The sequence below is a fragment of the Kitasatospora sp. NPDC089913 genome (assembly GCF_044748625.1).
In the GTDB taxonomy this organism is placed as follows: domain Bacteria; phylum Actinomycetota; class Actinomycetes; order Streptomycetales; family Streptomycetaceae; genus Kitasatospora.
In genome coordinates, this window is sequence record NZ_JBIVGI010000041.1 from 25,855 (window position 1) to 47,315 (window position 21,461).

At 76.9% G+C, this 21,461-nt stretch carries 2 protein-coding genes; both read right to left on the minus strand.

Going from position 1 to position 21,461, the window contains the following annotated elements:
* Positions 1 to 9: 9 nt before the first annotated feature.
* Positions 10 to 7,200 carry an amino acid adenylation domain-containing protein gene (locus tag ACIPYS_RS36940; protein WP_400754547.1) on the minus strand — a complete coding sequence of 2,397 codons (7,191 nt, stop codon included), beginning with the start codon at positions 7,198 to 7,200 and terminating at the stop codon, positions 10 to 12.
* Positions 7,197 to 21,401, minus strand: coding sequence for an amino acid adenylation domain-containing protein (locus tag ACIPYS_RS36945; RefSeq protein ID WP_400754550.1), 14,205 nt, complete (start codon positions 21,399 to 21,401; stop codon positions 7,197 to 7,199). Before ACIPYS_RS36945 ends, ACIPYS_RS36940 begins: the two co-directional genes overlap by 4 nt.
* Positions 21,402 to 21,461 lie beyond the last annotated feature (60 nt).

The following is a 21,461-nucleotide window of genomic DNA, read 5'->3' on the forward strand; positions in this document are numbered from 1 at the left end:
GGCGACCGCTCACACCCCCTCCGCCAGCGCGCGCTGCACCAAGGGACCGATCCGGTCCAGGGCGGGAGGGTCCATCAGCTCGTCGTGGGAGACGTCGAGGACGTGCTCCACCAGCCGGCCGCGCAGGTACCCGGGCCAGACCAGGCCCGGGGCGTCCCCGGGGGCGGTGGTGCGGGCCGCCGTGACGAACAGGGCGTCACCCGTCCACTCCGGGGTGCGGCTTCGCGCCAGCAGCCGCACGCAGTGGAGGTTGGTGTCGACCACGGCCTCCAACAGCTCGCGGTCGAAGCCGGCGAGGAGACCCCGGCTGTCGCGGACCGCGGCGATCGCCCGCTCCCGGTCGACGGCGCCCCCGGCTCCCTCCCCCTCGTCCCCGCCCGCCGGGGCGATCCCGGCGACACCGAGCAGGAAGCCGCTCTCCTCCTCGGCGAGGCGCTCGCGGAACGCCGGGTCGTCGGCGAACGCCCAGTCCTCGGTCTCCGGCGGGTAGGCGTCCAGCAGTCCGAGGAAGGCCACCTCCTCGCCGTCCCGCTGGAGCAGCGCGGCCATGGTGTGCGCGACCGTGCCGCCGAAGGAGTAGCCCAGCAGGTGGTACGGGCCGTGCGGACGGACCGCGCGCAGCTCGGCGAGGTAGAGCTCGGCGAGCCCGCGGACGTCGTCGACGTCCGGGAGTTCGCCCCGCAGACCGGGCGACTGGAGGCCGTAGAGCGGGCGCTCCGGGTCGAGGTGGCGCAGCAGCCCGGCGTACTGCCAGCTGAAGCCCGAGGCCGGGTGGACGCAGAACAGCGGTGGCAGCGATCCCCGTTCGCGCAGCGGCAGCAGGGTGCGCAGCGCGTCGGCGCGGGCGTCGGTGCCGATCCGGGCGGCGGCCTCGGCCACGGTCGGCGCCGTCATCAGGGTCGCCACCTGGACCGGGGTGTTGAGTTCGGCGCGGATCCGGCCGGCCAGGCGCATGGCGAGCAGGGAGTGGCCGCCGAGTTCGAAGAAGTTGTCGTCGACGCCGACGGCGGGCAGGCCCAGCACCTCGGCGAAGAGCCGGCAGAGCAGTTCCTCGCGGGTGTCGGCGGGCGGGCGCCCGGCCGGGCCGGCGGCGGGCGGGGCGGGCAGCGCCGCCCGGTCGAGCTTGCCGTTGACGGTGAGCGGCAGCGCGGGGAGGGTGACGAAGGCGGCCGGCACCAGGTACTCGGGCAGGGTGGCGGCGAGCCCGGCGCGCAGTTCGGCCGGCCCGGCCGGGTGCCCGGGCACGGGCACCGTGTAGGCGACGAGGCGGTGCCCGGCCGGGCCGGGCCGGGCGACGACGGCGGCGGCGGCCACCGCGTCCAGGGCCAGCAGCGCCGACTCGACCTCGCCCGGCTCGACCCGGAAGCCGCGGATCTTCACCTGCTGGTCGGTGCGGCCGAGGTAGTCGATCGGGCCGTCCGGGCGGCGGCGCACCAGGTCCCCGGTGCGGTACATCCGGCCGCCGGGCGGGCCGTACGGGTCGGCGACGAAGCGGGCGGCGGTCGGTCCGGGTCGGTCGTGGTAGCCGCGGGCCAGGCCGTCGCCGGACAGGTACAGCTCGCCGGGGGTCCCGTCCGGCACCGGGCGCAGCGCGTGGTCGAGCACCAGGGCGCGGGTGTTCATGATCGGGCGTCCGACGGTGGCGGTGCGGCTCTCGTCCACACCGCTGCCGAGTGCGTTGATGGTGTACTCGGTCGGGCCGTAGAGGTTGTAGCCGGTGGTGCCGTCGGTCCGGGCCAGCAGCTGCCAGAGCGACTCGGGGACGGCCTCGCCGCCGAGCAGCACCAGCAGCGGCCGGTGCCGGCCGGAATCGAGCAGTCCGGCCTCGACCAGCTGCTGGGCGTAGGAGGGCGTGACGTTGAGGACGTCGATCCGCTCGCGCCGGTAGTGCTCGACCAGGGCCTGCGGGTCGAGCCGGAGCCGCTCGTCGATCACGTGCACCTCGTGCCCGTCGACCAGCCAGAACAGCTCCTCCCAGGACATGTCGAAGGCGAAGGAGACGGTGTGCGCGATGCGCAGCCGGCGGCCGTCGGCGCGTTCCTCGACCGGGGCGAAGATCCTGGCCCGGTGGTTGACCAGCATGGTGGTCAGGCCGCGGTGCGGGACGACGACGCCCTTGGGGCGGCCGGTGGAGCCGGAGGTGTGGATGACGTACGCCGGGTGGTCGAGGTGCCGGGGGCCGGGCAGGTCGGCGGCGGTGACCGGGGCCGGGTCGGCGGGGCCGGGCGGACCGGCCGGGTCGTCCAGCAGCAGCCGGTGGGTGCCGGGGTCCTCCGGCAGCCGGTCCGCGACGGCGGCGACGGTGACCAGGCAGCACGGGCGGACGTCCTCGACCATCGCGGCCAGCCGCTCGTCCGGGTGGTCGAGGTCCAGCGGCAGGTAGGCGGCGCCGCTGCGCAGCACGGCGAACAGCGCGGCGACGTAGTCGGCCGACCGCGGCAGGGCGAGCGCGACCACGGCCTCGGGTCCGGCGCCGCGGGCGAGCAGGGCCCGGGCGAGCCGGTCGGCGCGGCGGTCGAGTTCGGCGTAGCTCAACCGCTCGCCGCCGCAGACCAGGGCGGTGGCGTCGGGAGTGCGGGCGGCCCGCTCGGCGAGCAGCCGGTCGACGGTGGTGGCGGGGACGGGGTGGCCGGTGTCGTCGCCGAGGGCGAGCAGCCGGGCCCGCTCCCCGGGCGGGGTGAGGGCGAGGCGGCCGACCGGGCGGGCGGCGGCGTCCGGCAGGGCGCGCACCAGGGCTTCGAGCCGGTCGGCGACGGCCGCGGCGGTGGCGTCGTCGATCAGGTCGGGGCGGTGGGCGAGGCTGAGTTCGACGGCGCGGTCGGGCGTGACGGCGAGGGTCAGCGGGTAGTGGGTGCCGTCGACGCTGTGGGTCCAGCCGATGGCGTGCCGGGCGACGGCCGCCTCCCGGGCGGCGTCGTCGAGCGGGGTGTTGCGGAAGACGTAGAGGGTGTCGAAGAGCCGGCCGAAGCCGCTGAGCCGCTGGACGCTGCCGAGTCCGGCCTGGTGGTGCGGGAGCATCGCGGCGTGCTCGCGCTGGGTGCGGACCAGGAAGTCGCGGACCGGTTCGCCCGGCCGGACGGTGACCCGGAACGGCAGGGTGTTCATGAACATCCCGATCATCGTGTCCGCGGCGGGGAGCTCCGGCGGCCGCCCGGAGACGGTGGCGCCGAAGACCACGTCGTCCGATCCGGTGAGGCCCGCCAGGGTGAGCGCCCAGGCGGCGCTGAGCACCGTGTTGAGGGTGACGCCGCAGGAGCGGGCGAAGGCGCGCAGGGCGTCGGCGGCCGGTTCGTCCAGCAGGACGGTGCGGACCCGCGCGATCACGGGCTGCCGGGCCGGGTCCTCGGGGGCGACCAGGGTGGCCGCGGGCAGGCCGGCCAGGTGGTCGCGCCAGGCCTCGGCCGACGCCGCGCGGTCGGTGGCGGCGAGGTGCTGGAGGAACTCCCGGTAGGGGGTGGCGGGCGGCAGCGCGTCCTCGTCGCCGCCGTGCTGGTAGAGCGCGAACAGCTCCTCGAAGAACAGCGACTCCGACCAGCCGTCGGTGAGGATGTGGTGCTGCGTCACGCAGAGCACGTACCGCTGGGGGCCGAACCGGAACAGGGTGACCCGCAGCAGCGGCGGGTCGGCCAGGTCGAACCGGGTCGCGGCGTCGGCGTGCGAGAACTCCTCCAGGGCGCGGTCCTGGGCGGCCCGGTCGAGGTGGGCGAGGTCGACCTCGTGCCAGGGCAGCGACCAGCGGCCGGGGACCACCTGCACCGGCTCGTCCAGGCCCTCGTGCCGGAACCCGGCGCGCAGGTTGGGGTGGCGGCGCAGCAGGGCCTCGACGGCGGCCCGCAGCGCGGCGGCGTCGACCGGGTGCAGCAGCTCGACGAAGTTCTGCATCAGGTAGACGTCGAGGGCACGGTCGTCGTAGACGGCGTGGAAGTACAGGCCCTCCTGGAGCGGGGAGAGCGGCAGGACGTCCGCGGCTCCGGGGCACTGCTCCTCGGCCCGGCGGCGGGTCTCCGCGGGCAGCAGGGCGGCCGCGGCGGCGGTCCGTCCGGGTGCGGGCGCGGTGGCGGCGCCGGCCAGCCGGGCGGGGGTGCGGTGCTCGAAGACGGCGCGCGGGGTGAGGACCAGCTGCTCCTTGCGGAGCCTGGAGACCAGCTGGATCGAGGTGATGGAGTCGCCGCCGAGGGCGAAGAAGTCGTCGTCCACGCCTGCCGCGGTGAGGCCGAGGAGGTCGGCGAAGGCCCGGCAGACCGCGTCCTCGGCGGGGGTGCGCGGGGGCGCGGACCGGGCGTCGCCGGACAGCGCGGGCACGGGCAGCGCGGCCCGGTCGAGCTTGCCGTTGACGGTGAGCGGCAGCCGGTCGACGGTCACCAGGGCGGCGGGCACCAGGTGGTCGGGCAGCTTCCCGGCCAGGACGCGGCGGGTGGCGGCCGGGTCGGCGGGGCCGGTGAGGTAGCCGACCAGGCGCCGGACGCCGGGGGTGTCCTCGCGGACCACGACCGCGGCGGTGGCGACGCCCGGCAGGGCGGTGAGGGCGGCCTCGATCTCACCGGGTTCGATCCGGTGGCCGCGGATCTTGACCTGCTCGTCGGCGCGGCCGAGGTACTCCAGGCGGCCGTCGGGCAGACGGCGCACCAGGTCGCCGGTGCGGTACATCCGGCCGCCGGGCGGGCCGCAGGGGTCGGCGAGGAAGCGCTCGGCGGTGAGTCCGGGGCGGCCCAGGTAGCCGCGGGCCAGGCCGGTGCCGGCGAGGTACAGCTCGCCGGGTGCCCCGTCGGGCGCCGGCCGCAGGGCGTGGTCGAGCACCAGGGCGGTGGCGCCGGACAGGGGGGCGCCGATCAGTGGCCCCACGCTGTCGGCGAGGTCGGCGGCCAGGGCGTCGACGGTGAACTCGGTCGGGCCGTACAGGTTGACGGCGCGAAGGCCCTCGCAGGCCCGGACGGCGGCCCACTGCGCGGGCGGCACCGCCTCCCCGCCGAGCAGCAGCAGCGCGGGGCGGTGTTGGCCGTCGGCGAGCAGGCCCCACTCGAGCAGTTGCCGGGCCTGGGTGGGGGTGACGTCGAGGGTGTCGATGCGGTGGCGGCGCACGTAGTCGACGGCGAACTCGGGGTCGCGGCGCTCGTGTTCGTCCAGCAGGTGCATTTCGTGGCCGGCGAGCAGCCAGAACAGCTGCTCCCAGGCGGTGTCGAAGGAGAACGAGGCGGTGTGCAGGGCCCGGACCCGGCGGCCGGCGGTGCGTGCGGCGGGGTCGATCAGGGCGGCGCGGTGGTGGGCGAAGAGGTTGGCGAGGCCGCGGTGGGTGAGGACGACGCCCTTGGGGCGGCCGGTGGAGCCGGAGGTGTGGATGACGTAGGCGGGGTGCTCGGGGCCGGGCCGCCGGACCGCCGGTGCGCCCTCGACGCCGTCACCGTCGCCGACGTCGGCCTTGCCCGCGACGGTCTCGCCCTCGACGGTCCGGCCCGAGGGGTCGAGCAGCAGCGGGGCGGCCGCGCCCGCGGGAAGCCGGGCGGCCGCGGCGGCGGTGGTGACCACGCACGCGGGCCGGACGTCCTCGAGCATCGCGGCGAGCCGCTCGTCGGGGTGGTCGAGGTCCAGCGGCAGGTAGGCGGCACCGGCCCGCAGCACGCCGAGCAGCGCCACGACCGCGGCCTCGGTGCGCGGCAGGGCGAGGGCGACGACCGCTTCGGGCCCGATCCCGCGGGCCGCCAGCCGCCGGGCGAGGGCGGCCGAGCGGCGCTCCAGCTCGGCGGAGGAGGTCCGGCGGCCGCCGCAGACCAGGGCGGTGGCCCCGGGCGCGGTGGCGGCGTGGGCCGTGAACCGGTCGGTGACGGGGCCCTCGTACGGGGCCGGAGCGGGGCCCCGGCCCCGGGCCGCCGCGCGGGCGTGCTCGGCGGCGGTCACCGTGCGCAGGGCGCCGACCGGCCGGTCGGGGCCGGCGGTGACCTGGGCCAGCAGCTCGGCCAGCCGTTCGCCGATCAGCTCCACCCGGTCCGCCGTGAACAGGTCCGGCCGGTACTCGAGTTCCAGCACGGCGGCGCGCTCCAGCGTCACCGCGAGGGTGAGCGGGTAGTGGGTGGCGTCGCGGGCGGTCACGCCGGTGACCGTCGCGCCGCCGGCCAGGGCGGGCCGGGCGGACGGGTCCACCGGGTAGTTCTCGATCACCAGCAGGGTGTCGAAGAGCTCGCCGCCGCCGGCCTGCTTCTGGATCGCCTGGAGCCCCAGGTGCTGGTGGGCCAGCAGGCCGTTCTGCTCGGCGCGGAAGCGGCGGACCAGCTCCGCGAACGACTCCTGCGGACGGCTGTCGACCCGGACCGGCACGGTGGTGATGAACAGTCCGATCATCGTGTCCGCGCCGGGCAGGTCCTCGGGCCGGCCGGAGACGGTGAGACCGAAGACGGTGTCCCGGCGCCCGGTCAGCGAACCGAGCAGCAGGCCCCAGGCGCACTGCAGCACGGTGCTGGGGGTGGTGCCGAGCCGGCGGGCGGTGGCGTGCAGGGCGGCGGTGGCCTCCTCGCCCAGCCGGACGGCGTGCCGGGCCGGGCGCACCGGCCGCCGGGCCGGGTCCGGGGCGGCGAGCAGGGTGGGGCCGTCGGTGCCGGCCAGCGCGGTGCGCCAGGCGGCCTCGGCGGCGGCCCGGTCCCGGCCGGCGAGCCGACGCAGGTGGTCCCGGTAGGGGCGGACGTCGGGCAGGCCCCGCGGGTCGCCGTCCCGGTCGTACAGCGCCAGCAGCTCGCGCACCAGCAGCGGCATCGACCAGCCGTCGACCAGGATGTGGTGCACGGTCACCACGAGCCGGTGCTCGCGGTCGGTCAGCCGGGCCAGTGCCAGCCGCAGCAGCGGCGGGCGGTGCAGCACGAACCGCTCGGCCAGCTCGGCCCGTTCGAGGCCGCGCAGGGCGGCGCCGGTGGGGTCGGCGGCGTGGGCGGCCCGCAGGTCGTGCGGGCGGACGGCGAGGTCCACCTCGGCGGGGACGAACTGGACGGGCTGCGGCATGTTCTCGTACCAGAAGCCGGCCCGCAGGTTGGCGTGGCGGCCCAGCAGGGCCCGGGCGGCGGCGGTGAGCCGGTCCGGGTCGACCGGCCCGTCGAGGGCGACGGTCAGCTGGACGGTGTAGACGTCCGGGGCCCGCTCGTCGTAGGAGGACAGGAACAGCATGCCTTCCTGCAGGGGCGACAGCGGCAGCATGTCCTGGAGTCGGGCCTCGGTCATCGCTGGTCCTTCCACATCTGTTCGAGCAGGGTGATCTGGTCCTGACCGAGCGTGAGCAGGTCGAGGTCCGAGGGGGTGCGGCCGCCGGCCGAGGTGGTGGCGGCCCAGGCGGCGAGGCCGTCCAGGGCGGCGCTCCAGGCGTCGGCGAGGGCGCGGGCGCGTTCCGGCGGCAGGCTCCCGGCGGCGGTGATCCACCGTGCGGCGAGCCGCGGGCCGTCGGGGCCGGGGTCGATCCGGGCGACGATCTCCAGCGGGTGCGAGAGCGGGGTGCGCGGGTCGGCGCCGTCGTCCAGCGCGCCGGCCTCGGGGGCGGGGCCCCACGGGGTGCCGGGGGCGACGGTGCGTCGGCCGAGGTAGTTCCAGAGCACCTCGGGGCCGGCCGCGGGGTCGAAGCGGCGTGCGGTGGCGGGGTTGGCGTGCCGCAGCAGTCCGGCGCCGATGCCGCCGCCGGGAACGCGCCGCAGCTGTTCCTTGACCTCCTTGAGGGCCCGGCCGGCGTCCTCGCCGCCGGCCAGGGCCGCGGCCGCGTCGACCGCCCCGGGGTCGAGGCGGACCGGGTACAGGCTGGTGAGCCAGCCGACGGTGCGGGAGAGGTCGGCGCCGGGCAGCAGGTCCACCTCCCTGCCGTGGCCCTCCAGCTCGACCGGCAGCCCGCCGTCCGCGGCGTCCGGTGCGAGGCTCGCGGCGGCCAGGGCGAGGGCGGTGAGCAGGACGTCGTTGACCGTGCCGTGCACGGCCGCGGGCACGGTGTCCAGCAGCGGCGCGGTGCGTTCCGCCGTCAGCGTGACGGTGAACGAGCGGGCGGTGCCGACGGTGTCCAGCCCGGCGTCCAGCGGCCGGGAGCCGAGCGGGCGGCGGGCGTCCCCGGCGCGTTGCCAGTGGTCGAGTTCGGCGGTCCGGCGGGGGCTGTGCGCCTCCGCGAGCAGGTGCGTGGTCCAGGTCCGCAGCGAGGTGGGGACGGGTGGCAGCAGGGGCGGGCGGCCGGCCGCGGCGTCCTGGCAGCCGGTGCGGAGGTCGTCGAGCAGGATGCCCCAGGAGACCTCGTCGACCGCGAGGTGGTGGACGGCGAGCAGCAGCCGCCCGGAGCGGTCGGGGCCGGGGTCGAAGTGGACGGCCGCCAGGAGCAGGCCCTCGGCGGGGAGCAGCCGGCCGACGGCCGCGGCGGACTCGGCGGCGAGCAGGTCGGGCGGCACGGCACCGCCCGGGTCGTCGACGGGCAGGATCCGCAGCCGGTCGGCGGCGGTGACCGCGCCGGGAGCGAGCGCCTCGACCGCCCAGACGCCCGGCGCGGGCCGGTGCAGGCGCTGACGCAGCCCCAGGTGGTGGTCCAGCAGGGCCTGGAGGGCGGTGGTCAGGTGCTCGGGCCGCAGGCCCGGCGGCAGGGTCAGCAGCCGGGTCTGGGCGATCCGGTCGACGGGGCCGCCGCGGGCGGCCAGCCAGTGGGCGATCGGCGGGAGCGGGAGGGCGCCGGGGCCGTCGTCGGCGGGGGTGCGGCGGGCGGGGGCCTCGGCGGAGGCCGGGACGGCGGCTCCGGCCAGCCCGGCGGGGGTGGGTGCCTCGAACACCTGGCGGGCGGTCAGGGTGAGCCCGGCCCTCCTCGCCAGGGAGACCAGCCGGATCGCGACCAGACTGTCCCCGCCGAGTTCGAAGAAGTCGGCGCCCGGGTCGACCGCGGGCAGGCCGAGCGCCTCGGCCATCAGGGCGGCCAGCCGGGCGGCGGGATCGGTGCCCGGGCCGTCGGCGCCCGGGTCGTCGGCCGGCCCGTCGGCGCCCGGGTCGTCGGCCGGGGCGGCGGTGCCCGGGCCGTCGGCCGGGGCGGCGGTGCCGACCGGGGCCTCGGGGGCCGGCGGTGCGGGCAGGGCGCGCCGGTCGAGCTTGCCGTTGACCGACAGCGGCAGCGCGTCCAGCAGCAGGACCGGTGCCGGCACCATGTAGCCGGGCAGCCGCTCGGCGGCGAGCCGGCGCAGCTCCCGCCGGTCCGGGGCGGCGCCCGGCCCCGGCACCGCGTAGCCGACCAGGAGGGTGCCGCCGTGCGCGCTGCGGTGCACGGCGGCGGCCGCCGCGGCGACCCCGGGCAGCGAGGCCAGGACCGCTTCCACCTCGCCCAGTTCGATCCGCAGGCCGCGGATCTTGACCTGGTCGTCGGCCCGCCCCCGGTAGTGCAGCCGGCCGTCGGCGGTGCGCCGGGCGAGGTCGCCGGTGCGGTACATCCGGGTGCCGGGCAGGCCGTACGGGTCCGCCACGAAGCGCTCGGCGGTCAGGCCGGGACGGCCCAGGTAGCCCCGGGCGAGCTGCACCCCGGTCAGGTAGAGCTCGCCGGGGACGCCGGGCGGGACCGGCCGCAGCCGGGCGTCCAGCACCCGCACCCCGGTGTTGCGCACCGGCGCGCCGATCGGGACGCCCTCCGGAGCGGTGCCGTCGGGCCGGTAGTGCTCGGCGGTGACGTCGACGGCGGCCTCGGTGGGGCCGTAGAGGTTCTCCAGTGCCACTTCGCGGGGGCCGCAGGCGGTGCGGAAGCGTTCGGCCAGCTCGCCGCCCAGCGCCTCGCCGCTGCAGAACACCCGGCGCAGCGAGGGGAGTCCGGCGGGCGACCGCTCGGTCAGGAAGGCGGCCAGCATCGACGGCACGAAGTGGGCGACGCTCACCCGGTGGCGGCGGACCAGCTCGGCGAGGTAGCCCGGGTCCCGGTGCCCGTCGGGCCGGGCGACGACCACGGGGACACCAGCGGCGAAGGGCCAGAAGAGCTCCCAGACCGAGACGTCGAAGCCGGCGGGGGTCTTGTGCAGCACCCGGTCGCCGGGGCCGAGCGGATAGTCGTCCTGCATCCAGCGCAGCCGGTTGACGACGGCCGCGTGGGTGATCTGGACGCCCTTGGGGAGCCCGGTCGAGCCGGAGGTGAAGATGACGTACGCGGGGTGGTCCGGGTGCAGCGGGGCGGTGCGCTCGGCGTCGGTGACAGGTCCGGCGGGGCGGGCCAGCAGCGCCTCCTCGGTGGCGGCGGTGCCCAGCAGCAGTGCCGGGGGCGCCCCGTCGGGCAGTCGGCCGGCCGACCCGGGCTCGGTGAGGACGCAGACCGGGCGGGCGGTGTCCAGCAGGTGGCGCAGGCGGGCGGGCGGGTGGTCGAGGTCCAGCGGCAGGTAGGCGCCGCCGGCCCGGACCACCGCGTGCACGGCGACGAGCAGGTCCGCGGAGCGCGGCAGGGCCACCGCGACCACGCTCTCCGGGCCCACCCCGCGCGCGATCAGCAGCCTGGCCAGCCGGTCGGCCCGGTCGTCGAACCGGGCCCGGGTGAGCACGGTGTCGTCGGTGAGGACCGCGGTGGCGGCACCCGGGTCGGCGGGCGCTCCGGCGGCCACCAGCGCGACCAGGTCGGCCGGGTCGCCGGGGGCGTCGGGCCGGTCGGTGGAGCGCGGACCGTACAGGGCGAGCGCGTGTTCCCCGGCGGCCATCGGGTCGAGTCCGGAGACCGGCCGGGACGGGTCGGCGACGACCTGCTCGGCGAGGCGGACCAGCCGGGCGGCGAGGGCCCGGGCGGTGTCCCCGTCGAAGCGGTCCAGGCTGTGGCGGATGCCGCCGTCCAGCCGTCCGCTGCCGTCCGGGGCCGGTCCGACGGCCACCTCCAGGTCGACCTTGGCCCCACCGGTGTCGACGAGTACCTCGCGGGCGGCGGCGCCGAACAGGGTGTCCGGCAGCGGGGCGGCCGAGTGGAAGGTCAGCATGGTCTGGAACAGCGGGTGCCGTCCGGCCGCTCGGGCCGGGGCGACGGCGCGCACGACCTGGTCGAACGGCAGGTCCGCGTGGTCGAAGGCGTCGAGGTCGGCGTCGCGCAGCCGTTCCAGCAGCGCGGCGAAGTCCGGGTCGCCGGACAGGTCCGCGCGCAGCACCACGGTGTTGAGGTGGTGGCCGACCTGTCCCTCCAGGGCGCTCTCGCCGCGGGCCGAGACGGGGGTGCCGACCACGACGTCCTCGCCGGCGCCGTGGCGGTGCAGCAGGACGGCGAGGAGGGCGTGCACCGCCGTGAAGACGGTCGCGCCGTGCTCGCGGGCGAGCGCGGTGAGCCCGGTGGCGAGCTCCGCGGACAGCTCGAAGCGGGCGACCGCCCCGCGGTGGGTCGGCCGTGCCGGGCGCGGCCGGTCGGCGGGAAGCGCCGATTCCTCGGGCAGACCGGCCAGCCGCTCGGTCCAGAAGGCGCGGTCCCGCTCCGCCGTTCCGGTCAGGACCTCGCCCTGCCAGCGGGCGAAGTCGGCGTACTGGACCGGAAGCGGGGCGAAGCGCGGGGCGCGGCCCGCCCGCCGCGCGGTGTGGGCGAGGTCGAGGTCGGCGAGCAGCGGTCCGGCCGACTCCTCGTCCGCGGCCAGGTGGTGCAGGGTCAGCAGCAGCACGTGGTCGTGCTCGGCGATCCGGACCAGGTGGGCCCGCACCGGCGGTGCGGACTCCAGGTCGAACGGCGGGGCGAGCAGCTCGCGCAGGGTGGCGTCGAGCCCGCCCGGGCCGACCGGCCGGACGACCAGCGGCACCCGCTGTCCACCGGGCTCCAGGACGTGCTGGTACGGCTCGCCGTCGTGCTCGCGGACCACGGTGCGCAGGCTCTCGTGCCGGTCGACCACGTCGCCGACCGCCTCGGCCAGCGCCCCGGGGTCCAGTGGCCCGGTCAGCCGGACGGCGACCGGCACGTGGTAGGCGGCGCCGGTGTCCTGGACCCGGTGGGCGAGCCACAGGCCGTGCTGGCCGGGAGCGAGGGGCACCCGTGCGGGCCGGGGCCCGGCCGCCAGGGCGGGGCGGGAGCGCCCGGCGCGGTCGGCGAGCCGGGCGGCCAGCGCGGCCGGGGTGCGGGCCTCGAAGACGTCGCGGACGGCGGCGTCGGTGCGCAGCGCGGTACGCAGCCGTCCGGCCAGCCGCGCCGCGAGCAGCGAGTGGCCGCCGAGCGCGAAGAAGTCGTCGTCGGGCCCGGCCTCCGCGAGGCCGAGGACCTGGGCGAAGGCGCCGCGGACCAGGTCCTCCCGGGCGCCGCGCGGCGGCCGGGCGGTGCCGGCGCCGAGGGCGGGGGCGCTCGGGGCGGGGAGGGCGGCCCGGTCGAGCTTGCCGGCGACCGTCGTCGGGAGCGCGGGCAGCACCACCAGCGCGGCGGGCACCAGGTACTCGGGCAGTTCCTCGGCGAGCGCGCGGCGCAGCTGCCCGGGGTCGGCGGTCCCGGTAACGTAGCCGACCAGGCGGGGGTGTCCGGGGGTGTCCTCGCGGACGAGGACGGCCGCGGCGGTGACCCCGTCCCGGCGCAGCAGCGCCGCCTCCACCTCGCCGGGCTCGATCCGGAATCCGCGCAGCTTGACCTGCTGGTCGCCGCGGCCGAGGTACTCGACCGGGCCGTCGGCACGACGGCGGACCAGGTCGCCGGTGCGGTACATCCGGGTGCCGGGCGGGCCGTACGGGTCGGCCACGAAGCGCTCGGCCGTCAGGCCCGGGCGGCCGAGGTAGCCGAGGGCCAGCTGGACCCCGGCGAGGTACAGCTCGCCGGGGACCCCCGGGGGCACCGGCCGCAGCCGGGTGTCGAGGACGTGGATCCGGGTGTTGTCGAGCGGTCCGCCGATGACCGGGGAGGCCGCGTCGGTGACGTCCGCGACCAGGGCGTCCACGGTGAACTCGGTAGGGCCGTAGTAGTTGACGGTCCGGACGCCGGAGTGCTCGCGCAGCCGGGTCCAGAGCGGCGGCGGTACGGCCTCGCCGCCGAGGAGCAGCACCGACGGCTGCCGGTCGCCGTCGAGCAGGCCGCTGTCCAGCAGTTGCAGCGCGTAGGAGGGGGTGACGTCGAGGGCGTCGATCCGGTGGTCCGCGCAGTACGCCACCACGGCGTCGGCGTCGCGGCGGTCGTGCTCGTCCAGCAGGTGCAGTTCGTGGCCGGCGACCATCCAGAGCAGCTGCTCCCAGGAGGAGTCGAAGGAGAAGGAGGCGGTGTGCAGGGCGCGGATCCGGCGGCCGAGGTGTTCGGCGGTCGGCCGGTAGAGCGTGCGGTCGTGGTCGTGGAACAGGTTGTCGAGCCCGCCGTGGGTGAGCACGACGCCCTTCGGGACGCCGGTGGAGCCGGAGGTGTGGATGACGTAGGCGGGGGCGGCCGGGTGCGGGACGGTCAGGACCGGGCGGGGACGGCCCGCGGCGAGCGCCCGGGCGGTGTCCGGCGCGTCGAGGGCGACGGCGGTGGTGCCGGGGGGCAGCAGGGCGGCGGTCGCGGCGGTGCACAGGACGGTGGCCGGGCGGGCGTCGGCCAGCATCGCGGCGATCCGGGCCGGCGGCAGGTCGAGGTCGATCGGCAGGAAGGCACCGCCGGTACGCAGCACCGCCAGCAGTGCGGCGACCGCGTCGGCGGTCCGGGGCAGCAGCAGTGCGGTGACCGCGCCGGGGCCGCCGCCGCGGGTGAGCAGCAGCCGGGCGATCCGGTCGGCCCGGTCGTCCAGGGCGGCGAAGCCGGTCCGCTCGGTGCCCGCCACGACGGCGGGCTCGTCGGGGGTGGCGGCGACGCGGGCCGCGAACTCCTCGGTGACGGTGGTGGGCGGCCGCACCCGGGCGGTGTCGTGGGAGCGCTCCAGCTGCCGGGCCTCGGCGGTGGAGAGCAGGTCGAGCGCGCCGACCGGGAGGTCGGGGGCGGCGACCGCCCGGGCGACCAGCCGCACCAGCCGGTCGGCGAAGCCGCGGACGGTGGCCCGGTCGAACAGGTCGGTGGCGTAGCGGATGCCGCCGAGCAGGCCGGAGCCGTCCGGGGCGGGCCGCAGCACCACGTCGAGGTCGAACTTGGCGGACCCGGGGTCGACGGGCAGCTCGGAGGTGCTCAGGCCGAACAGTCGCCCGGTGTCGGGCCCGGCCTCCTCCAGGGCGACCATGGTCTGGAAGAGCGGCTGGCGGCCGAGCAGCCGCTCCGGGTTGAGCTCCTCCACCAGCCGTTCGAAGGGGAGGTCGGCGTGGTCGAGGGCGGCCAGGTCGGTGGCGCGCACGCGGTCCAGCAGCTCGGCGAACGTCGGGTCGCCGGACAGGTCGGCGCGCAGCACCAGGGTGTTGACGAAGAAACCGACCAGTCCGTCCAGCGCGGGCTCCCCGCCGCGGCCGGCGACCGGCGTGCCCAGCGGCACGTCCTCGCCCGCGCCCAGCCGGTGCAGCAGCGCCGCCACCGCCGCGTGCACGGCCATGAACGGCGTGGCCCCGCGGTCGGCGGCGAGCCGGAACAGTGCCCCGGCCTCGGGCGCGGGTACCCGGAACTCGACGGTGTCGCCGTGTCCGCCGGGGACGGCGGGGCGGGGGCGGTCGGTGGGCAGCGCGATCTCCTCGGGCAGCCCGGCCAGCGCGCCGCGCCAGTACGCCAGCGCGGCCGAGGTGTCCAGCCGCTCCTGCCAGAGCGCGAAGTCCGCGTACTGGACCGGGAGTTCACTGACGGCCGGGGCCTTCCCGGCCAGCCGCGCGGCGTAGCAGGACTGCAGGTCGGCGACCAGCGGGGCGCGCGAGGCCTCGTCCCCCGCGATGTGGTGCAGGGCGAGCACGAGCGCCTGGTCACCGTCCGCGGCGCGCAGCAGGGTCACCCGCAGCGGCGGCTCGGCGGTGAGGTCGAAGGGGCGGGCGGCGGCGGCCCGGGCGGTGTCGGCGAGGGCCGCCGCGGAGGGCACGTCGCGGACCACGAGCGGCGCCGCGGCGGCGGCCTCGGCCGGGGTCAGCACCCGCTGGTACGGGACGCCGCCGTCCTCGCCGAAGACGGTGCGCAGGCTTTCGTGGCGGGCCGTCACGTCCTGCACGGCGAGCGCGAGCGCGGCGGCGTCGAGGCCGCCGTGCGCGGCGTGGACGCGCAGCGCGAACGGCAGCAGGTAGGTGGGCCCCGGACCCTCCAGCTGCTCCAGGAACCACAGCCTGCGCTGGTTGGCGGAGAGCGGCAGCGGTTCCGGGCGCGGGCCCGCGGTGAGGGCCGGCCGTTCGGTGACCGCGCGGTCCGCCAGCCGGGCGGCCAGCGCGGCCGGCGTCGGCGCCTCGAACACGTCGCGGACCGTGACGGCGACGGTGAGCACCGTCCGCAGGCGTCCGGCGGCGCGGGCGGCGAGCAGGGAGTGGCCGCCCAGCTCGAAGAAGCCGTCCTCGGCGCCGACGTCCGCCAGGCCCAGCACCTCCCCGAACACCGCGCACACCGCCCGCTCCCCCGCCGTCCCCGGCCTCCGGCCACCGGCCGAGACGCGTTCCGGGGCGGGCAGCGCCCGGCGGTCCGTCTTGCCGTTCGCCGTCAACGGCAGCGCCTCCAGAGCCACCACCGCGCTCGGCACCATGTGCTCCGGAAGAACCGCACCGACCGCGCGCCGCAGTTCCTCGGCGTCCGGCAGCTCCTGGCCGGCGGCCGGGGTCGCATAACCGACCAGCCGACCGCCCGGCACGTCCGCCAGCACCACCGCGACCGCCCGGCCCACACCGGGGACGGCGGACAGTGCCGACTCCACCTCCCCCAGCTCGATCCGGAACCCCCGCAGCTTCACCTGCTCGTCCACCCGGCCGACGAACCGCAGCGTGCCGTCGGCGGCCCGGCGCACCACGTCCCCCGTCCGGTACATCCGGGTCCCGGGCGGGCCGTAGGGGTCGGCGACGAAGCGTTCGGCGGTCAGCTCCGGCCGGTTGAGGTACCCCTGTGCCAGCTGGACGCCCGCGAGGTAGAGCTCGCCGGGGACGCCTACCGGGACCGGTCGCAGCCCGGCGTCCAGGACGTGCGCGCGGGTGCCGGCCAGCGGGCGGCCGATCGAGGGTGTGCCGCGGTGGCCGGCGGACAGCTCGGCGGCCGTGGCCCAGACGGTCACCTCGGTCGGGCCGTAGACATTGCTCACCCGCCCGCAGAACCGAGCCATCCGCTCCGCCAGCCCGCCCGACAACGCCTCGCCACCGACCAGGGCATGCACCCCGGACCAGGTGTCCGCGCCGGTCGTGGGCCCGGCGAGCAGTTCCTCCCACAGGCTCGGCGTCGCCTGGACGACCGCCGGACGGGTCCGGGCCACCAGCGCGGTCAGCGCCTCCGGATCACGCACGGTGTCCCGATCGGCCAGGACCACCGTCGCACCCGCCACCAGCGGCCCGAACAGCTCCAGCCCCGCGATGTCGAAGGACACCGTCGTCACCGCCACCCACGCGTCCCCCGGCCCGAGCGCCAACCGCTCACCCATCACCGCGAGGAACGCCCCCAAGGCACCGTGCGGCACCACCACACCCTTCGGCCGACCCGTCGACCCCGACGTGTGGATCACATATGCGGCCGCCTCCGGATCGGCAGCGGGAGCGGTGAACGGCTCGGCGCGACCGAGTTCGGCGATCACCTCCGGGTCGTCCAGCAGCAGCACCGGAACCCCCTCCGGCACCGACCCCACCGTCTCCCCCACCGCCACCACACACACCGGCGACACATCCCCCAACATCAACCCCAACCGCTCCACCGGAAAACCGGGATCCAACGGCACATACCCCGCCCCCGACCGCAACACCGCCAACAACCCCACCACCAGATCCACCGACCGCGGCAACAACACCCCCACCCACCGCCCGGGCCCCGCCCCCAACCCCACCAACACCGACGCCAACCGACCCGACCGCACCCCCAACTCCCCGAACGAAAGCTCCACTTCACCCGACCGAACCGCCACCCCACCCGGCACCGAACCCACCCACACATCCACCCCACCCACCACCGAACCCCCACCCGACAACACCGCCACCGGGGACTCGTCGGCGTACGCGGCACGGTCGGACGGCAGCAGGACGTCCAGGTCCCCGATCCGGGCCGCCGGGTCGGCCGTCACCTGGGCCAGCAGCCGCAGCAGCCGGTCGGCCAGGGCCTCGGCGGTGCTCCGGTCGAACAGGTCCGCCGAGAAGAACAGCCGCAGGTCGAGGTCGTCCCGGTGGGCCGTGTCCGCGAAGGTGAACTCCAGGTCGAAGCGGGCGGTGCCGGGGTCGACCTGCTCCGTCCGGGCCTGGAGGCCGAAGAGTTCGGAGGTGTCGAGGGTGACGGTGCTGTGCGAGACGAGGGTCTGGAACAGCGGGTGGCGGCCGAGTGCCCGGGCCGGGTTGACGGCCTCGACGGCCCGCGCGAAGGGGAGGTCGGCGTGGTCGAGGGCGGCCAGGTCGGCGGCGCGCACGCGGTCCAGCAGCTCGGCGAACGTCGGATCGCCGGACAGGTCGGCGCGCAGCACCAGGGTGTTGACGAAGAAACCGACCAGTCCGTCCAGCGCGGGCTCCCCGCCCCGGCCGGCGACCGGCGTGCCCAGCGGCACGTCCTCGCCCGCGCCCAGCCGGTGCAGCAGCGCCGCCACCGCCGCGTGGGCCACCATGAAGACGCTGCTGCGGCTGGAGCGGGCCAGCTCGAGCATCCCGGCCGACAGTTCCCCGGGCAGCCGGCGGGTCACCAGGCCGCCGTGTCCGCCGGGGACGGCGGGGCGGGGACGGTCGGTGGGCAGCGCGATCTCCTCGGGCAGCCCGGTCAGCGCGCCGCGCCAGTACGCCAGCGCGGCCGAGGTGTCCAGCCGTTCCTGCCAGAGCGCGAAGTCCGCGTACTGGACCGGGAGTCCGGCCGGCTCCGGGACCTCTCCGGCGAGCCGGGCGGCGTAGCAGGCCTGGAGGTCGGCGAGCAGCGGCCCACGGGAGGCCTCGTCGCCCGCGATGTGGTGCAGGGCGAGCACGAGCGCCTGCTCACCCTCGGCGGCGCGCAGCAGGGTGACTTGCAGCGGCGGCTCGGCGGTCACGTCGAAGGGGTGGGCCAGTGCCTCGGCCACCGCCGCGTCCAGCCGTTCGGCGGGCACGTCGCGGACCACCAGCGGGGCCGCGGCGGCGGCCTCGGCCGGGGTCAGCACCCGCTGGTACGGGAGGCCCTCGTCGGCGCCGAACACGGTGCGCAGGCTCTCGTGCCGCGCCAGCACGTCACCGACGGCCAGGGCCAGCGCGGCGGTGTCGGGAGCGGCGGTGAGCCGGGCGACGAAGGGGATCGTGTAGGTCGCGCTCGGTCCTTCGACCTGGTACTGGAACCACAGGCCGCGCTGGTTGGCGGAGAGCGGCAGCGGTTCCGGGCGCGGGCCCGCGGTGAGGGCCGGCCGTTCGGTGACCGCGCGGTCCGCCAGCCGGGCGGCCAGCGCGGCCGGCGTCGGCGCCTCGAACACGTCCCGAATGGCCACGTCGACACCCAGCCGCCCGCGCAGGCGTCCGGCGGCGCGGGCGGCGAGCAGGGAGTGGCCGCCCAGCTCGAAGAAGCCGTCCTCCGCCCCGACGTCCGCCAGGCCCAGCACCTCCCCGAACACCGTGCACACCGCCCGCTCCGCCGCCGTCCCCGGCCTCCGGCCACCGGCCGAGGCCCGGTCCGGGGCGGGCAGCGCCCGGCGGTCGGTCTTGCCGTTCGCCGTCAACGGCAGCGCCTCCAGAGCCACCACCGCACTCGGCACCATGTACTCCGGAAGAACCTCGCCCACCGCACTCCGCACCACCTCTCCTTCCGGCAGACCCCGGCCGGCGGCCGGGGTCACATAGCCCACCAGCCGGCCACCGGGCACGTCCGCCAGGACCACCGCGACGGCCCGGCCCACGCCGGGGACGGCGGACAGCGCGGACTCCACCTCCCCCAGCTCGATCCGGAACCCCCGCAGCTTCACCTGCTCGTCCACCCGGCCCAGGAACTCCAGGCCCCCGTCGGCGGCGCGGCGCACCACGTCCCCCGTCCGGTACATCCGGGCACCGGGTCCGTCGAACGGCGAGGCCACGAAGCGGCCCGCCGTCTGGCCGGGGCGGTTCAGGTAGCCGTGCGCCAACTGGACGCCCGAAAGGTAGAGTTCACCGGCGATTCCGACGGGCACCGGCTGCAGCGCGGGGTCCAGGACCAGGGCCCGCACCCCGGGCAGCGGGGCGCCGATGCCGGGGGTGCCGCGGTGGCCGGCGGACAGTTCGGCCACCGTGGCCCAGACGGTCACCTCGGTCGGGCCGTAGACATTGCTCACCCGCCCGCAGAGCCGCGCCATCCGCTCCGCCAGCCCGCCCGACAGGGCCTCGCCACCGACCAGGGCATGCACTCCCGACCAGACCGGGGCACTGACGGGCTCGGCGAGCAGTTCCTCCCACAGGCTCGGCGTCGCCTGGACGACCGCCGGACGGGTCCGGGCCACCAGCGCGGTCAGCGCCTGCGGATCACGCACCGTGTCCCGGTCCGCCAGGACCACCGTCGCGCCCGACACCAGCGGCCCGAACAACTCCAGCCCCGCGATGTCGAACGACACCGTCGTCACCGCCACCCACGCATCCCCCGGCCCCAACCCGAGCCGCTCACCCATCACCGCGAGGAACGCCCCCAACGCACCGTGCGACACCACCACACCCTTCGGCCGACCCGTCGACCCCGACGTGTGGATCACATAGGCGGCCGACGCCTCGTCGTACTCGCGCTCCTCCAAGGGCTCGGCCTCCGCCACCCGGGCCACCGTCTCCGGGTCGTCCAGCCGCAGCACCGGAACCCCCTCCGGCACCACCCCCACCGTCTCCCCCACCGCCACCACACACACCGGCACCGCATCCCCCAACATCAACCCCAACCGCTCCACCGGAAAACCGGGATCCAACGGCACATACCCAGCCCCCGACCGCAACACCGCCAACAACCCCACCACCAGATCCACCGACCGGGGCAACAACACCCCCACCCACCGCCCAGGACCCGCACCCAACCCCACCAACACCGACGCCAACCGCCCCGACCGATCCCCCAACTCCCCGAACGACAACTCCACTCCACCCGACCGCACCGCCACCCCACCCGGCACCGAACCCACCCACCGATCCACCCCACCCACCACAGAACCCCAACCCGGCAACACCGCGACAGGGTCCGGGCCGAGGGTCTCCAGCAGACCGTCCGCGGTGAGCAGCGGGAGCCGCCCGACCGGCAGCTCCGGCCGGACGCCGCCCGCCAGGGCGCCCAGCAGGGTGTGGAACTCCTGCCCGCGGGAGATCAGTTGCTCCATCGTGTAGGCACACGGGTTGCCGTCCAGCTCGAACCGCAGCCGGCTGCCGCCGTCCAGGTACACGGAGAGCGTGAGGTCCTCCACCGGCCCGGCCGCGAGGTTGCGCGGGGTGCCGAAGGAGCCGTCGAAGTCGAAGTGGTAGTCGAAGGCCTTGATGTTCACCATCGGCCCGAACACCGCGTGCCGGCGCCCCGACGGGTCGAGTTCGCGCCGGATCCCCTCGGCGCGGTGGCGCTGGTGACGGCGCAGGTCGCGTCCCGCGTGCACGACCCGTCCGACCAGCTCGCCGAAGGCCGTACCGGGGGCGACGGCCACCCGCAGCGGCAGCACGTTCACCTTCATGGCGGGCACGGCGAGGGCCACCGAACCCAGCCTGGTCATCGCCGGGACGGCCAGCAGGACGTCACGCGCGCCGGTCGTCCGGTGGAGGTAGCCGGCGAAGGCCGCGAGGGCGACATCCGCCCAGGTGGCGCGGAGCTCGTGGGCGAGGGCGAGGAGGGCGGCGGTCTGCGGCTCGGTGAGCGAGGCGCCGGTGCGCAGGAACTCCGCGGCGGCCGGGTGGCCGGCGCCGGCCACCGGGACGGGCTCCGGACAGCCGGCCAGCTGCCCGGTCCAGTAGGCGCGGTCGGCCGCGGAGCGCTCGGACTCCCGGTACTCGGCCTCCTCGGCGAGCAGGTCGGCGAGCCGTACGCCGGGCGCGGCGGGCGGCTCCTCGCCGCGGGCCGAGGCCGTGTACAGCTCGGCCGTACGGCGCGTCAGCAGGGTCATCGCGTAGGCGTCCAGCGCGATGTGGTGGACGCGCTGGTACCACAGGACGCGGTCCTCCCCGAGGGTGAGCAGCGCGAAGCCGAAGAGCCGGTCGGCGGCCAGGTCGACCGGCCGGGCGAGGTCGGCGCGCATCAGGGCCAGCGCGGCGGCCCGCGGGTCGGCTTCGCCGCTCAGGTCGGTCCGCGGCAGCACCCAGCCGGCCGGGGCCGCGGGTTCCTGGTACGGAGTGCCGTCCTCCTCGCCGAACCGCATGCCGAGCGCCTCGGTCTCGTCCACGGCGTGTCGCAGCGCCGCTTCCAGCAGGTCCTGGTCGACCGGTCCGTTGATCTCGACGTACTGCCCGACGTTGTAGGCGGTGCTGCCGGGTTCGAGTCGCTGGCCGTACCAGACACCGGACTGGGCATCGGTCAGCGGCAGGCGGCTCTGCGGACGGTCGTTCATGACGGGGATCTCTCCTGGATCTGGTGCGAGCGGGGGGCGGACGGCCCGGCCGGGGAAGCG

What these genes read in the sequence shown, in the direction of transcription:
- ACIPYS_RS36940 (WP_400754547.1), bottom strand. Translation starts at nt 7,200, where the DNA reads ATGACCGAGGCCCGACTCCAGGACATGCTGCCGCTGTCGCCCCTGCAG.
- ACIPYS_RS36945 (WP_400754550.1), bottom strand. Translation starts at nt 21,401, where the DNA reads ATGAACGACCGTCCGCAGAGCCGCCTGCCGCTGACCGATGCCCAGTCC.